14 protein-coding genes are annotated in these 13,823 nt (G+C 69.6%); 7 read left to right on the forward strand and 7 right to left on the reverse strand.

Translation table 11 applies throughout. The annotated features are described in order from the left end of the window. Positions 1 to 3: 3 nt before the first annotated feature. Together AC2YHJ_RS14285 and AC2YHJ_RS14290 are read right to left on the reverse strand one after the other, a co-directional pair. Positions 4 to 1,848, reverse strand: a complete 1,845-nt coding sequence (locus AC2YHJ_RS14285) for an O-linked N-acetylglucosamine transferase, SPINDLY family protein (protein ID WP_487396738.1) — start codon at positions 1,846 to 1,848, stop codon at positions 4 to 6. Next, the gene (locus AC2YHJ_RS14290) at positions 1,845 to 3,548 is read right to left on the reverse strand and encodes a gamma-glutamyltransferase family protein (RefSeq protein ID WP_487396739.1); all 1,704 of its coding nucleotides are present in this window, start codon (positions 3,546 to 3,548) and stop codon (positions 1,845 to 1,847) included. The genes AC2YHJ_RS14285 and AC2YHJ_RS14290 overlap by 4 nt, the downstream gene beginning before the upstream one ends. A 116-nt stretch (positions 3,549 to 3,664) precedes the next feature. Between AC2YHJ_RS14290 and AC2YHJ_RS14295 the strand changes: the two genes are divergently transcribed. From AC2YHJ_RS14295 to phoB, 7 genes are all read left to right on the forward strand, one after another. Further along, complete coding sequence (locus tag AC2YHJ_RS14295; protein ID WP_487396740.1) at positions 3,665 to 4,450, forward strand: enoyl-CoA hydratase-related protein; 786 nt, start codon at positions 3,665 to 3,667, stop codon at positions 4,448 to 4,450. Positions 4,451 to 4,637: 187 nt separating this feature from the next. Further along, positions 4,638 to 5,654, forward strand: a complete 1,017-nt coding sequence (gene pstS / locus AC2YHJ_RS14300) for a phosphate ABC transporter substrate-binding protein PstS (protein ID WP_487396741.1) — start codon at positions 4,638 to 4,640, stop codon at positions 5,652 to 5,654. A 61-nt stretch (positions 5,655 to 5,715) separates the two neighbouring features. Further along, positions 5,716 to 6,684 carry a phosphate ABC transporter permease subunit PstC gene (gene pstC, locus AC2YHJ_RS14305; protein WP_487396742.1) on the forward strand — a complete coding sequence of 323 codons (969 nt, stop codon included), beginning with the start codon at positions 5,716 to 5,718 and terminating at the stop codon, positions 6,682 to 6,684. Positions 6,685 to 6,688: 4 nt separating this feature from the next. Further along, entirely contained in the window at positions 6,689 to 7,582 is an 894-nt protein-coding gene (gene pstA / locus AC2YHJ_RS14310; protein WP_487396743.1) for a phosphate ABC transporter permease PstA, read from the forward strand. 17 nt (positions 7,583 to 7,599) lie between these two features. Beyond that, positions 7,600 to 8,436, forward strand: coding sequence for a phosphate ABC transporter ATP-binding protein PstB (pstB, locus tag AC2YHJ_RS14315; protein WP_487396744.1), 837 nt, complete (start codon positions 7,600 to 7,602; stop codon positions 8,434 to 8,436). 19 nt (positions 8,437 to 8,455) lie between these two features. After that, a complete protein-coding gene (phoU, locus tag AC2YHJ_RS14320) occupies positions 8,456 to 9,172 on the forward strand; it encodes a phosphate signaling complex protein PhoU (RefSeq protein WP_487396745.1) in 717 nt (238 codons plus the stop codon). A 5-nt stretch (positions 9,173 to 9,177) separates the two neighbouring features. Then, positions 9,178 to 9,894, forward strand: coding sequence for a phosphate regulon transcriptional regulator PhoB (phoB, locus tag AC2YHJ_RS14325; protein WP_487396747.1), 717 nt, complete (start codon positions 9,178 to 9,180; stop codon positions 9,892 to 9,894). Between the two features lie 156 nt (positions 9,895 to 10,050). Here the strand turns inward: phoB and AC2YHJ_RS14330 are convergent, their stop codons facing one another. Genes AC2YHJ_RS14330 through AC2YHJ_RS14350 form a run of 5 tightly spaced genes read right to left on the reverse strand, consistent with a single transcriptional unit; the run spans position 10,051 to position 13,816 of the window. Further along, positions 10,051 to 10,494, reverse strand: a complete 444-nt coding sequence (locus tag AC2YHJ_RS14330; protein ID WP_487396748.1) for a cupin domain-containing protein — start codon at positions 10,492 to 10,494, stop codon at positions 10,051 to 10,053. A 16-nt stretch (positions 10,495 to 10,510) separates the two neighbouring features. Next, complete coding sequence (locus AC2YHJ_RS14335; RefSeq protein ID WP_487396749.1) at positions 10,511 to 11,212, reverse strand: ABC transporter ATP-binding protein; 702 nt, start codon at positions 11,210 to 11,212, stop codon at positions 10,511 to 10,513. Next, the gene (locus tag AC2YHJ_RS14340; protein ID WP_487396750.1) at positions 11,212 to 11,964 is read right to left on the reverse strand and encodes an ABC transporter ATP-binding protein; all 753 of its coding nucleotides are present in this window, start codon (positions 11,962 to 11,964) and stop codon (positions 11,212 to 11,214) included. Before AC2YHJ_RS14340 ends, AC2YHJ_RS14335 begins: the two co-directional genes overlap by 1 nt. Next, a complete protein-coding gene (locus tag AC2YHJ_RS14345; protein ID WP_487396751.1) occupies positions 11,957 to 12,886 on the reverse strand; it encodes a branched-chain amino acid ABC transporter permease in 930 nt (309 codons plus the stop codon). Before AC2YHJ_RS14345 ends, AC2YHJ_RS14340 begins: the two co-directional genes overlap by 8 nt. Positions 12,887 to 12,892: 6 nt before the next feature. Beyond that, a complete protein-coding gene (locus tag AC2YHJ_RS14350) occupies positions 12,893 to 13,816 on the reverse strand; it encodes a branched-chain amino acid ABC transporter permease (RefSeq protein ID WP_487396752.1) in 924 nt (307 codons plus the stop codon). Positions 13,817 to 13,823 lie beyond the last annotated feature (7 nt).

Consider the following 13,823-nt stretch of genomic DNA (forward strand, 5'->3'; position numbering starts at 1 on the left):
GCCTCACGCCTGCTGCTCGCACCAGTCGCGCCACATCGCCCGCAAGCCGGCTTCCAGTCCGCGCGCATAGGTCGCGGCATCGCCAAGTGCGCCGAGACCCAGCCGCGCCCGCACCACCGCCAACCCGTCCGGGTCCTGTGCGCGGCGGATCGCCTGGGCGACGTAGTCGGCCTCGTCCGCCGCGATCCAGTCGGGAATACCTGCGGCGGTCAGCAGCGTCTCGCCATTGCGGCTCATCATCCCACCGCGACCGCGCAGGGTCAGGGTCGGTACGCCGGCATGGATGGCCTCGGCCGTCGTGGTGCCGCCGGGGAAGGGAAAGGGGTCGAGCATGAAATCGACCTCGGCATAGCGCGCGAAATAGGCCGGGTAGGCACTCTGCCCCTCGAGGTCGAGCCGCACCGCATCGCCCCCGCAGGCGGCGAAGCGGGCGCGGATGGAGCGCGCCGTCTCCGCCTCCCCATAGGGTCGCGCCTTCAGCAGCAGCCGCGCGGTCGGCAGCGCAGCGAGGATGCGCGCCCAGACGCGAAGCACGCCATCATGCAGCTTGGTCGGTGCGTTGAAGCAGGCGAGCACGGCATGGCCGCGACGGATCATCGGCGGCGGGCCGGCGCGGACGGGGACCTCCGGCGGCGCGAAGCAGAGGTAGCAGCCCGGCAGGCGCATCACCCGTTCGACATAGAGCGCCTCCTCGCCCGGCGGCACGCTCACGCCATCGGCGATGATCCAGTCGACGGCCTGGCTGCCCGTGCTGTTGGCGTAGCCGATCCAGGATGCCTGCACCGGTGCGGGGCGATGGTCCAGCACCGGCAGCCGTGTGCCCTGGGTGTGGCCCGACAGGTCGATCAGGATGTCGATGCCATCGGCGCGGATGGTCGCGGCCACCGTCTCGTCGGGCATGTCCTGTACCGCGCGCCACCCGTCGAGCAGCCCGCGCAGCCGCGCCGTCATGCCATCCGCCATCGTTTGGTTGGCATAGGCGATCGCCTCGAAGCCCCGGCGATCGAGCGCGGCGAGCGGGCCGAGCAGGAAGCGCCCGACCGGATGGACGCGGAAATCCCCCGACAGCAGCCCGATGCGCAGCCGCCGATCGGGGTCGGCGCCGTTCGCGAAGGCGGGCATCGCGCGCGGCGGGAAGCGATCGCCATAGGTGCGATGCTCGCGCGCCACCTCATCGGCCGTCACATCCGGCATGTAGTTCAGCAGCAGCAGCAGGTTGTGCCAGGCGGGGCGGCAGGACGGATCCTGCGCGATGGCGCCGCGATGCACCGCGGCGGCCTCCGTCCAGCGCCCGGCCTGGTGCAGCGCATTGCCGAGATTGACCTTCACATCGGCGCGCTCGGCCAGGGTCGAGACGACCACGGCGAAATGCGTCGCCGCTTCATTCGGACGGCCCAACACCATCAGCGCGCCGGCGAGATCGTTGCGCAGCGCCACGTCCCCAGGTGCTGACGAGACCGCGGCGGCGAGGTGCGGCAAAGCACGATCGGGACGGCTCGCCCGGGACCAGGCGCGGCCGGCGATGCCGCGCAGCCCATCCCCGGCACCGGCTGCGAGCGCGGCCTCACAGACTGCCGCGGCCTCCGCAGGCCGCGCGGCGGTTTGCAGCAAGGCGGCGAGGTTCACGGCAGCGCGGCCATAGTTCGGCCGCTGCGCCAGGGCGGCGCGGAAGGCGGCTTCGGCATCGGCGGCATCGCCGGTATCGCGCAGCGCGACGCCGAGGTTGTTGCGCAGTTCCGGCGCATCCGTCCCGGCCGCGATGACGGCATCATAGGCGGCGGCGGCCTCGGCAGCGCGGCCGCCGCGTTGATGCGCCGCCGCGGCCTGGATCAGCGCGGTGGCCTTCACCCCGCGATGGCGTAGGCCGGACGGCGTGGATCGGCCCCGGCGCGCACCAGCCCGGCCTTGGGATCGGACAGCACCGCCTCGACGCTGCCGGCGAGCCAGGTGATGTCGGGCCATTCCTTCACCTCATGCCCGCGCGCCGTCAGCTCGTCGCGGACGGATTGCGGCACGCGGCCTTCCACCGCGACGCGGCCGGGGAAGTAGTCGAAGGGCGCGAAGGAAGACGGGAAGGCATAGGAGGCGATGCGCGGCGCCTCGATCGCCTCCTGCAACTCCATGCCGAAATGGAAGACGTTCAGCATGACCTGCAGCATGGCCTGGATCTGCACGTCGCCGCCCGGCGTGCCGAAGGGCATGACGCCGCCATCCTCGGTGACCAGCATCGCCGGGTTCGGCGTCAGGCGCGGCCGCTTGCCCGGCGCGACGCCGGACGGATGCGCCGGGTCGGGGCGCGACTGGCTGCCGCGGTTGGACGGGATCAGCCCGAGGCCCGGCACCACCGGCGAATTCCACGACCCGTCCGACGGCGTCGCGCTGAAGGCATTGCCCCAGCGATCCACCACGGCGACGTAGGAGGTATCGGCCTCGACCTTCGGCAGGTCGGCGCGCTGCGGGCCGACAGCCGGCGTGCCGCGGCCGAGCAGCGGTTCATACATGGTCGGATGCGCGCGGGCCGGGTCGATCTGGCGCAGCCGCGCATCGAGATGCTGCGGCGAGAGCAGCCCGTCCAGCGGCACCTGCGTGAACAGCGGATCGCCGAAATGGTATTCGCGGTCGGCCATCGCCGCCTTCACGCATTCGGTCAGCAGGTGCAGGTAGTCGGCCGAGTTATGCGCCATGCCGTCGAAGCCGGCGCGTTCCATCAGCAGCAGCGCCTGCGCCAGTGCCGGGCCCTGGCACCACGGCCCGCAGGTCAGCAGCGTGTGGCCGCGCCACGGCTTGGCCACTGCGGGTTCCAGGCGAGACCGGAAGCCCGCCATGTCCTCCATGGACAGGAAGCCGCCCTCGGCCTGAATGAAGTTGACGATCTCGCGCGCGATGTCGCCGCGATAGAAGGCGGCGTGCGCGGCGGCGAGGCCCGCCATGCGCCCGCCCTTGGCCGCGGCGCGGCGTTCCTCCTCGACCATGTAGGACAGGGTGCGGGCGAGGTCGGATTGCACGAAACGGTCGCCCACCTTCGGCGGCGCGCCGTTCGGCAGGAAGATCGCGGCGTTGGACGGGTAGCTCGCGTATTCCGCCTGATGCAGCGCGACGGTTTCCGCGAGCAGCGGGAAGACGGCGAAACCCTCCCCGGCATAGCGGATCGCGTATTGCGCGACATCGCCGAAGCCCATGGTGCCGTGGCGTTCCAGCGCGGTAATCCAGGCATCGGGTGCCGCTGGAACCACGGTGCGGCGCACGCCGTTCGGGATCTTGCCGCCATGCTCGCGCATGAAGACGTCGGGCGGCAGCGCGCGCGGCCAGTGGCCGAGGCCGGCGATGGTCTCGACCGTGCCGTCGGCCAGTCGGATCATGATCGGCGCGACGCCCGCGACATTCACGAGGTCCGGCAGCAACACGCCGAGCGCCATGCCGGCCGCACAGCCGGCATCGATGGCATTGCCGCCAGCCTCCAGCACCGCCGCGCCGGCGCTCGCCGCCAGGTAATGCCCGGCCGAGACGGCATGGCGGGGACCGGAAAGCGTGGGGCGGCTGCTGGCCATGGCGGGGGCCTCCTTCTGACGGGGGGAGCCTCGGCGCGCTGCGGCCATGCGTCAACGGCGGGTTGGCGGGGACCGCCCGGGCAGCAAGGATGCGCCGGCTTGAATGGAGGATTGCCATGGCCGACCCCGTGCTGCTGTCGATCGATGATCGCGGCATCGCCACCGCCACGCTCAACAAGCCCGCCAAGGGCAATGCGTATGACGAGGATCTGCTCGGCGCGCTGATCGCGGGGCTCGACAAGCTGCGTGACGATGACAGCGTCCGCGCGCTGGTGATCCGCGGGGCGGGCAAGCATTTCCAGGCCGGGGCGGATCTCGACTGGCTGGCAGTGGCCGCGACCTACGGGCCGGAGCGGGCCTATGTCGCGTCCATGGCGACGACGACGGCCATGCAGAAGCTGAACGAATTCCCCAAGCCGACCTTCGCCCTGGTGCATGGCGCCTGCTTCGGCGGCGGCTGCGGCGTGGTCTGCTGCGTCGATGTGGCCATCGCCACCCCGGATGCCATCTTCGGCCTGACCGAGGTGCGCGTCGGCGTCGCCCCCACCCCCATCAGCACCCACATGGTCCACGCCATGGGGCTGCGGCAGACGCGACGCTACGCCATCACCGGGGAACGCTTCGACGCCGCCGAGGCGCTGCGAATCGGCTTGGTGCACGAGGTGGTGCCGGCCGACCGCGCCGATGCGCGCCTCGCCGAGGTCATCGACCAGACCATGCTGTCCTCGCCATCCGCCATCGCCATGACCAAGGATTCATTCCTTGGTGCCAACGGATTGAAGCTTTCGGCGCGGGAGATGTCCTTGCTGGCGCATGAATCCTGGATGCAGCGGGCCTCGGCCGAGGGGCGCGAAGGCCTTGCGGCCTTTAGGGAGAAGCGTCGCCCGGCCTGGTACAAGTAAGGCGCGGCGGGCGGGGCGAACCCCCGCCCGCAGCCGGCGCAGCCCAGGGATGACCGGGCTGGTTGTCTCCCGCCCTGTCATCGAACCATCATAAAACTGCAATCGGGGCGACTTCCGCCCCGCCTAGAAGCCCGGGCGTCGGCGCACCCCAGCGGAGCGCCGCTGTAACACGCACGGAGTGACGCTTATGAACAGGCGGTCCATCCTTCTCGGCGCCGGCGCGATGCTGGCCCTTCCCCTCACCGCCCGCGCCCAGGGCGCCCAGATCACCGGCGCCGGCGCTTCCTTCCCCAACCCGATCTACCAGAAGTGGGCCGAGGCCGCCCGCGCTGCGATCGGCATGCAGGTGAACTACCAGTCCGTCGGTTCGGGCGCCGGGATCAACCAGATCCGCAACCGCACGGTCGATTTCGGTGCGACCGACGCGCCGCTGACCGCCCAGCAGTTGACCGAGGGCAACCTGCTGCAGTTCCCGACCGTGATGGGCTCGGTGGTGCCGATCATCAACGTGCCCGGCATCGAGAACGAGCAGTTGAAGTTGACCGGCGATGTGTTGGCCGAGATCTTCCTCGGCAAGATCAACCGCTGGAACGATGCGAAGATCACCGCGCTGAACCCCGGCGTGACGCTGCCTGCCCTCGCCATCGCGCCGGTCTATCGCGCGGACGGGTCGGGCACGACCTTCGTCTTCACCTCCTACCTCGCGGCGGTCTCGGCCGATTGGCGTGGCGGCCCAGGTGCCGCGACCTCGGTGCGCTGGCCGGTCGGCAATGGCGCGCGTGGCAATGAAGGTGTGGCGGGCGGCGTGCGCAACACGCGCGGCGGCATCGGCTATGTCGAGAACGCCTATGCCAGCCGCAACAACCTGGTCTCCACGCAGCTGCGCAACAAGGACGGCAACTTCGTGAAGCCGACCATGGAGAACTTCCTCGCCGCCGCGTCCAACGCGGATTGGTCGGTGCCGGGCTTCGCGGCGGACATCATCAACCAGCCGGGTGCGAATTCCTGGCCGATCGTCTCGCCGACCTTCATCCTGCTGCCGACCAACCCGGCGGATGCGGCGCGCAGCGCCAATGTCCGTAAGTTCTTCGACTGGGCCTATGCCAATGGCGATGCGGCGGCCCGCGAACTGGAATACATCCCGCTGCCGGAGGCGACCAAGACCGCCATCCGCGCCGCCTGGAACCGCCAGTTCGGCGCCTGAGACCAAGGGGCCCGCGCCGCGAGGCCGGGCCCCTTCCCTTCCCTCCTGACGGGCCAATGATGTGAGCCAGGCAGCCACCGCCACCATCCCGATGCCGGCCACCGCACGCCGCGGCGGCAACCTTGGCGACACGATCTTCGCATGGGCCTGCAAGGGCTCCGGCGTGCTGGTCCTCGCACTGCTCGGCGCCATCATCGTCGAGCTGTTCATCGCCGGCCTGCCGGCGTTCCGCGCCTTCGGGCTGTCCTTCATCTGGTCCACCGAATGGGATCCGGTGCAGGAGGTCTTCGGCGCCGGTGTGTCCATCTACGGCACCATCGTCACCGCGGTGCTGGCGATCGCCTTCGCCGTGCCGCTCGCCTTCGGCGTCGCCTTCTACCTGACCGAGCTCGCGCCCGCCTGGTTGCGGGGCCCGGTGGGCACGGCGATCGAGCTGCTGGCGGCCGTGCCGTCCATCATCTACGGCATGTGGGGCTTCTTCGTGATCGCGCCGGCCTTCGCCGCGCATATCCAGCCCTGGATCATCGACAATGTCGGCGAATTGCCGCTGATCGGCTTCCTGTTCCAGGGCGCGCCCTTCGGCACCGGCATCTTCACCGCGTCCTTCATCCTCGCGATCATGATCCTGCCCTTCATCGCGGCGACCATGCGCGACGTCTTCCTGCAGGTGCCGCCGGTCTACAAGGAAAGCGCCTACGGCCTCGGGGCCACGACCTGGGAGGTGATGCGCGGCGTCGTGCTGCCCTACACCCGCATCTCGGTGGTCGGCGGCATCATGCTCGGCCTCGGCCGTGCGCTTGGCGAGACCATGGCGGTCACCTTCGTCATCGGCAACGCGAACCGGATCAGCACGTCCCTCTTCGGGCCGGGCAACACGATCGCGTCGCTGGTCGCGCTGGAGTTCGGCGAAAGCGAGACGGGCAGCCTCAAGCTCGCCTCGCTGCTCGCCCTCGGCTTCATTCTCTTCGTGCTGTCCTTCATCGTTCTCGCAACCTCGCGCTACCTGCTGCGCTCGCGGCTGAAGGCCTGATCCGATGAGTCTGTCCCTCACCGCCGGGGCGTTGCCCGGCCCTCGCAAGGACCCCGAGGTCGCGGCCGCGCTCGGCCGGCGGCGCAAGCGCGCCGACCGCATCATTCGCCTGCTCTGCATGGTGGCGACGCTGATCGGCCTCGCGCTGCTCGCTTCCATCCTGCTGACGCTGACGATCCGCGGCTTCACCGCAATGGGCCCCAGCGTCTTCACCCGCGTCACCGCGCCGCCGGGCTCCGATGGCGGGCTGCTCAACGCCATCGTCGGCAGCCTGATCCAGGCCAGCCTCGGCACCGCCATCGGCACACCGATCGGCATGCTGGTCGGCACCTATCTCGCCGAATACGCCCGCGGGTCGAAGTTCGGGAACCTGGTGCGCTTCGTCTGCGACATCCTGCTCTCCGCGCCGTCGATCCTGATCGGGTTGTTCGTCTACCAGATCCTGGTGCTGCCCTTCGGTGGCTTCTCGGGCTGGGCGGGCGTCGTGGCGCTGGCGATCATCGTCATTCCCGTGGTGGTGCGCACCACGGAGGACATGCTCTCCCTCATCCCGAACACGCTGCGCGAGGCGGTGATCGGCCTTGGCGCGCCGAAGTGGAAGATGATCGTCTTCATCTGCTGGAAGTCGGCGGCATCGGGCATCATCACCGGCATCCTGCTCGCCGTCGCCCGCGTGGCCGGCGAGACGGCGCCGCTGCTCTTCACCTCGCTCGGCAACAATGCCTGGTCGCTCGACCTGTCCAAGCCGATGGCGAGCCTGCCGGTCACCATCTACTCCATGGCCGGTTCGCCCTTCGAGGACTGGATCGCGCTCGCCTGGGCCGGCGCCCTGCTGATCACGCTCGGCGTGCTTGGCCTCAACATCCTGGCGCGCAGCGTGCTGCGCAGCCGCAAGTAGGCGGAAGGAACCACCCCATGTCCACCACCGCAGAAACCGGCATGGCCGAGGCGAGCCAGGGCTTCGGCGGCGTGCAGGCGCGCTCCGAAGCCGCGATCAACCCGCCGCGCATCGCCATCCGCAACCTGGAATTCTTCTACGGCGACAACCGCGCCCTGAAGGGGATCGACTTCAACATCCCCGATCGGCAGGTCACGGGCATGATCGGGCCTTCGGGCTGCGGCAAGTCCACCCTGCTGCGCGTGCTGAACCGGATGTACTCGCTCTATCCCGGCCAGCGCGCGACCGGGGAGGTGATGCTGGATGGCGAGAACGTCATCGCCCCCGATGCGGACCTGAACGCGCTGCGTGCGAAGGTCGGCATGGTGTTCCAGAAGCCCACCCCCTTCCCCATGTCGATCTACGACAACATTGCCTTCGGCATCCGGCTTCACGAGAAGCTGTCGCGCAACCAGATGGACGAGCGCATCGAATGGGCGCTGACCCGCGCCGCGATCTGGGACGAGGTGAAGGACCGGCTCGATGCCTCGGCCCTCGGCCTGTCGGGCGGGCAGCAGCAGCGGCTGTGCATCGCGCGCACCATCGCGGTGCGGCCGGAGGTGATCCTGTTCGATGAGCCGACCTCGGCCCTCGATCCGATCTCCACGCTGAAGATCGAGGAACTGATCGACGAGCTGAAGCGCGACTTCACGATCGTGATCGTCACGCACAACATGCAACAGGCGGCGCGCTGCGCCGACCAGGTGGCGTTCTTCTACCTTGGCGAGCTGATCGAGGTGGCGCCGGCGGCGCAGATGTTCACCGCGCCCCGGCACGCCAAGACCCAGGAATACATCACCGGCCGCTTCGGCTGAGCGGCGGAAGGACAACGACATGGCGAGTGAACACATCGTGCGGTCCTATGACGAGGAACTCCGCCGGCTGCGCGACATGGTCGCGCGGATGGGCGGGCTGGCGGAACGGCAGGTGGCGGATGCCACCCGCGCCCTGGTGCGGCGCGACACCGACCTGGCGACCGAGGTGGTCGGGCGCGACACCCAGATCGACGCGCTGGAACGCGAGGTCGAGGCCTTCTGCGTCCGGTTGCTGGCGCTGCGCCAGCCGATGGCGCAGGATCTGCGCGTCATCGTCGCGGCGATGAAGGCGTCGAACGACCTGGAGCGCATCGGGGACTACGCGCGCAACGCGGCCAAGCGGGCCATCGTGCTGGCCTCCCTGCCCTCCATCGGCAGCCTCAACGGCTTCGAGCGCATGACGCTGCTGGTGCAGGAGAACCTGAAGGCCGCGATGGACGCCTTCGTGAACAACGACGCCGAGGCTGCCCAGCGCGTCTGGGAGGCCGACGAGCCGATCGATGCCATCTACAACGGCATCTTCCGCGAGCTGCTGACCTTCATGATGGAGGACCCGCGCAACATCTCGGCGGCGACCCACATGCTGTTCATCGCCAAGAACCTCGAACGCATCGGGGATCACACCACCAACATCGCCGAACGCATCTTCTACGCCGTGCGCGGTGACAGCCTGCCCGAGGACCGCCCCAAGGCCGACCAGTCGGCCTATGCGGTGGTCCGGCCGGCCGGAGAATAGCCGCCATGGCCGAGGCCTATTCCACCCTCGCCAAGCCCACCATCCTGGTGGTCGAGGACGAGGCACCGCTGATGACGCTGCTGCGCTACAACCTCGAGAAGCAAGGCTTCAAGGTCGAGGAAGCCGCCGATGGGCAGGAGGCGCTGCTGCGCGTCTCCGAACAGCGGCCGGACCTGGTGCTGCTCGACTGGATGCTGCCCGCGCTGTCGGGCATCGAGGTCTGCCGCCAGTTGCGCCGCCGGCCCAATACGCGCGACCTGCCGATCATCATGGTCACGGCGCGCACCGAGGACCAGGACGCGGTGCGTGCGCTGGATACCGGCGCGGACGACTACATCGCCAAGCCCTTCGTGATGGATTCGCTGCTGGCGCGCATCCGCGCGCTGCTGCGCCGGTCGGGCGGGGCGGCGACGAAGGGCACGCTGACCTATCGCGACCTGACGATGGACCAGGATTCGCACCGGGTTTCGCGCGGTGGCCGGGCGCTGCATCTCGGCCCGACCGAGTATCGGCTGCTGGAGTTCTTCCTGCAGCATCCCGGCCGCGTCTTCCAGCGCGAGCAGTTGCTGGATGCGGTGTGGGGCCGCGACATCCATGTCGAGCCACGCACCGTGGACGTGCACATCCGCCGCCTGCGCAAGGCGATCAACGGCGAGCATGAGGTGGATCTGATCCGCACGGTTCGCTCGGCCGGCTACGCGCTGGACGCCGAGGATCACTGAACACCGGAGAGGGGCTTTGCCCCTCTCCGGACCTCACCCCACCAAAGGGCAACGGCCCTTTGGAATGCGGACTTTTGGCATTGGGCACCAAGTCCCCGCGGTCCAGGGGCCCGTTGGCCCCTGGCGGGGAGGTTTGGAGGGGCAGCGCCCCTCCAATCACCCTGGGGGCGGCAGGAACGTCACCTCGTACTCCGACGCAATCCGCACCACTTCCGCCGGATCCGGCACATTGTGGATACGGGTGAAGAGCTCGTAGAGCCCCTTGGCCGGGCTCACCCAAAACAGCGCGCGCACCGGCGCGCCCGACTTGTTGAAGATGCCGTGCATGATGCCCATCGGCATGCGGATCAGGTCGCCGGCCTTGGCCGTCACCGGCTGCCCGTCCAGCACCAGGTCGAAGCGGCCTTCGAGGACGCGGATGAACTCGTCCTGCGTCGCATGGATGTGCGGCGGCACGAAGGTGCCATCCGGGAACAGCGTGTCGAAGGCGAAGCAGCTGTCGCCATGGGCGACCGGCTTGTAGGTCTGGCCAAGGATGTTCCAGACGACGCCGTCGATGGCTTCCCCGGCCGGGGTGATGCCTGCGCTCAAAGCGGCCATGCCGCGCCTCCCTTTTCTAGACGTGGAGATATGTGTCGCGCACTTCCGGTGCGGCTGAAAGGGCCTCGCTGGTGCCGGTCCAAACGACGCTGCCTTTCTCGATGACCACATGCCGGTCGGCGAGGCGCTGGATCGCGGCGAGGTTCTTGTCGATCAGCAGGATGGCGAGGCCCTCGGCGCGCAAGCGCGCCAGTACCGCCCAGATCTCGGCGCGGATGATGGGGGCGAGGCCCTCGGTCGCCTCGTCCAGGATCAGCAGGCGCGGATTGGTCATCAGCGCACGGCCGATGGCGAGCATCTGCTGTTCCCCGCCCGATAGCCGCGCACCGAGGTTGCGCCGCCGCTCGGCCAGGCGGGGGAACAGGTCCAGCACCGCCGGCAGGGTCCAGCGCGGCGCCCCACCCGCACGGTTGGCGGCGGTGGCGACCAGGTTCTCCTCGACCGTCAGGGTCGGGAATACCTGCCGGCCTTCCGGCACCAGGCCGATGCCGCGCTGCGCGATGCGATAGGGCGGCAGGCCGGTAACATCAGCGCCGCCGAAGGCGATGCGCCCGCCCTGCGGCGCCAGCAGCCCCATCACGGCGCGCACGGTCGTGGTCTTGCCCATGCCGTTGCGGCCGAGCAGCGTCACCACCTCCCCCGCGCCGACGGAGAAGGAGACGCCATGCAGCACGCGGCTGCCGTCATAGCCGGCGACGAGGTCCTCGACCGCCAGCATCAGACGTCGTCCTCGCCGAGATAGGCGGCGCGGACTTCCGGGTTGCCACGGATCTCCGCCACCGATCCGGTCGCGATGATGCGGCCGTAGACCAGCACGGAGATGCGGTCGGCCAACGCGAAGACCGCCTGCATGTCGTGCTCGACCAGCAGGATGGTGTAGCGGGCCTTCAGCCGGGTCAGCAGGGCGATCAACCGCTCCGTCTCTTCCGGCCCGGCGCCGGCGAGCGGTTCGTCCAGCAGCAGCAGCCGCGGGCGGGTCGCCAGCGCGATGGCGAGTTCGAGCGCGCGCTTCTCGCCATGGGACAGGCTGCCGGCGGGCACGGCGGCGCGTTCGGCGAGGCCCACTTCCTCCAGTGCGGCCATCGCCGCGTCGTTCAGCGCGCGCTCGGTCGCGGCGGGGCGCAAGAAGCGGAAGGAGGACCCGCCGCGCGCCTGCGCGGCCAGCGCGACATTCTCCCGCGCCGAGAAACCCGCGACGACGTTGGTGATCTGGAAGGTGCGCGCGAGCCCGGCCCGCACCCGGCGCGGCGGCGACAGTCGCGTGATGTCCCGCCCGCCGAAGATGACCTGCCCTGAGTCCGGTGCCACGAGGCCCGTGACCTCGTGGATCAGGGTCGTCTTGCCCGCACCGTTGGGGCCGATGACGGCGTGGATCTCGCCCGGCAGCACTTCGAGCGAGACGCCGTCCGTCACGGCGAGGCCGCCATAATGCTTGCGCAGGTCGACAAGGCGCAGCAGCGGGTCAGCCATGGCGGCGTTCCACCAGCCCGGACAGCCCGCCGCGCAGGACCAGCACCGCGATCACCAACAGCGGCCCGAAGATCATCTTCCAATGCGGGGTGATCTCGGCGAGCCAGGTTTCCAGCAGCACGAAGGCCACCGCACCGAGCATCGCCCCCCACAGCCGCCCGACCCCGCCCAGGATGACCATGAACAGCAATTCCCCCGACCGCTGCCAGGACAGCATGGCGGGGGAGACGAACTCGGTCGCATTCGCCAGCAGGAAGCCGGCCACGCCGCCGAAGGCCCCGGCGATGACATAGCCGACGAGGCGGAAGGGATAGGGGGCGAGGCCCACCGCCTCGACCCGCTGGGCGTTCTCCCGCGCCGCGCGCAGCGCGCGGCCGAAACGGGAGGCGAGCAGCATCGCGCAAACCGCCCAGGTCAGCGCCAGGGCACCGAGGCAGATGTAGTGGAAGGCGAGCCGGCCTTCGAGCAGCCGCGTGCCGAAGACCTCGGTGCGGCTGTAGAGCGTGTAGCCGTCATCGCCGCCATAGGCCGAGAGCGAGGATGCCGTGAAGAAGGCCATCTGCCCGAAGGCCAGGGTGATCATGATGAAATGCACGCCGGTCGTGCGGATGGCGATGGCTCCGGTGACCAGCGAGAACAGCGCCGCCGCGCCGATCGCCATGGGCAGCACACGCACCGCATCCGTCACGCCATGCGCGTCGAGGATCGCGACCGCATAGGCGCCAACACCGAGGGAAGCCGCATGCCCAAGGCTCGCCAGCCCCGCCCCGCCGACGAGGAAGGACAGCGAGACGGCCGCCATGCCCAGGATCATGACGCGCGCCATCAGCGTCATCTCATAGGACGCGGAGAAACCGGCCAGCGGCGCGGCACCAAGGGCCGCGAGCAGCAGCAACGGCAGCCAGGCCTCGCGCAGCGGCATCGCGGCTCAGCCGGCGCGGACGGGGAACAGGCCCGCCGGGCGGAAGGCCAGGATCGCCGCCATGGCGACATAGACCAGCATCGAGGCCAGCGCCGCGCCCGTCTGCCGTGCCTGGGACGCATCGAGGAACAGCCGCATCAGGTCCGGCATCAGCGACTTGCCGAGCGTGTCGATCAGCCCGACCAGCAGCGCGGCGAGGAACGCCCCGCGGATCGACCCGATCCCGCCGATCACGATCACCACGAAGGCGAGGATCAGGACGTTGTCGCCCATGCCGGGCTCGACCGAGAAGATCGGCGCGGCGAGCACGCCGGCGAAGCCCGCGAGCATCGCGCCGAAGGCGAAGACCATCGTGAACAGCCGGTTGATGTCCACTCCGAGTGCGGAGACCATCGGCGCGTTGGAGGCCCCCGCGCGCACCAGCATCCCCGCTCGGGTGCGTTCCACCAGCCACCACAGCTCCGCCGCCGTCGCGATGCCCGCGCCCAGCACGGCGACGCGATAGAGCGGGTATTGCAGGCCGGGCATGATCTCGATCCCGCCTTCGAGCAGCGCGGGGATCGGCGCCTGCAGGGGTGCCGCGCCCCACACCGGCTTCACGCCCTGGTTCAGGAACAGGATGACGCCGAAGGTCGCCAGCACCTGCGACAGGTGGTCGCGCGCATACAGGTGCCGGAACACCAGCACCTCCAGCACCAGCCCCGCCAGGAGCGCGGCCGGCAGCGCCAGCAGCAGCCCCCACCAGAAAGACCCGGTCGCGGCCGCAAGCGAGGCGCCGAGATAAGCCCCCAGCATGTACTGCACGCCATGGGCGAGGTTGATGAAGTCCATCACCCCGAACACCAGCGTCAGCCCCGCCGCGACCAGGAACAGCAGGATACCCAGTTGCAGGCCGTTCAGGGCCTGCACCAGCAGCAATTGGGTCGTCACGCCCTGC

The organism is Roseomonas sp. SRI_022 (assembly GCF_057586215.1).

Coding starts and splice junctions, on each gene's coding strand:
- AC2YHJ_RS14290 (WP_487396739.1), bottom strand. CDS start 3,548: ATGGCCAGCAGCCGCCCCACGCTTTCCGGTCCCCGCCATGCCGTCTCG.
- AC2YHJ_RS14295 (WP_487396740.1), top strand. CDS start 3,665: ATGGCCGACCCCGTGCTGCTGTCGATCGATGATCGCGGCATCGCCACC.
- pstS (WP_487396741.1), top strand. CDS start 4,638: ATGAACAGGCGGTCCATCCTTCTCGGCGCCGGCGCGATGCTGGCCCTT.
- pstA (WP_487396743.1), top strand. CDS start 6,689: ATGAGTCTGTCCCTCACCGCCGGGGCGTTGCCCGGCCCTCGCAAGGAC.
- pstB (WP_487396744.1), top strand. CDS start 7,600: ATGTCCACCACCGCAGAAACCGGCATGGCCGAGGCGAGCCAGGGCTTC.
- phoU (WP_487396745.1), top strand. CDS start 8,456: ATGGCGAGTGAACACATCGTGCGGTCCTATGACGAGGAACTCCGCCGG.
- phoB (WP_487396747.1), top strand. CDS start 9,178: ATGGCCGAGGCCTATTCCACCCTCGCCAAGCCCACCATCCTGGTGGTC.
- AC2YHJ_RS14330 (WP_487396748.1), bottom strand. CDS start 10,494: ATGGCCGCTTTGAGCGCAGGCATCACCCCGGCCGGGGAAGCCATCGAC.
- AC2YHJ_RS14335 (WP_487396749.1), bottom strand. CDS start 11,212: ATGCTGGCGGTCGAGGACCTCGTCGCCGGCTATGACGGCAGCCGCGTG.
- AC2YHJ_RS14340 (WP_487396750.1), bottom strand. CDS start 11,964: ATGGCTGACCCGCTGCTGCGCCTTGTCGACCTGCGCAAGCATTATGGC.
- AC2YHJ_RS14345 (WP_487396751.1), bottom strand. CDS start 12,886: ATGCCGCTGCGCGAGGCCTGGCTGCCGTTGCTGCTGCTCGCGGCCCTT.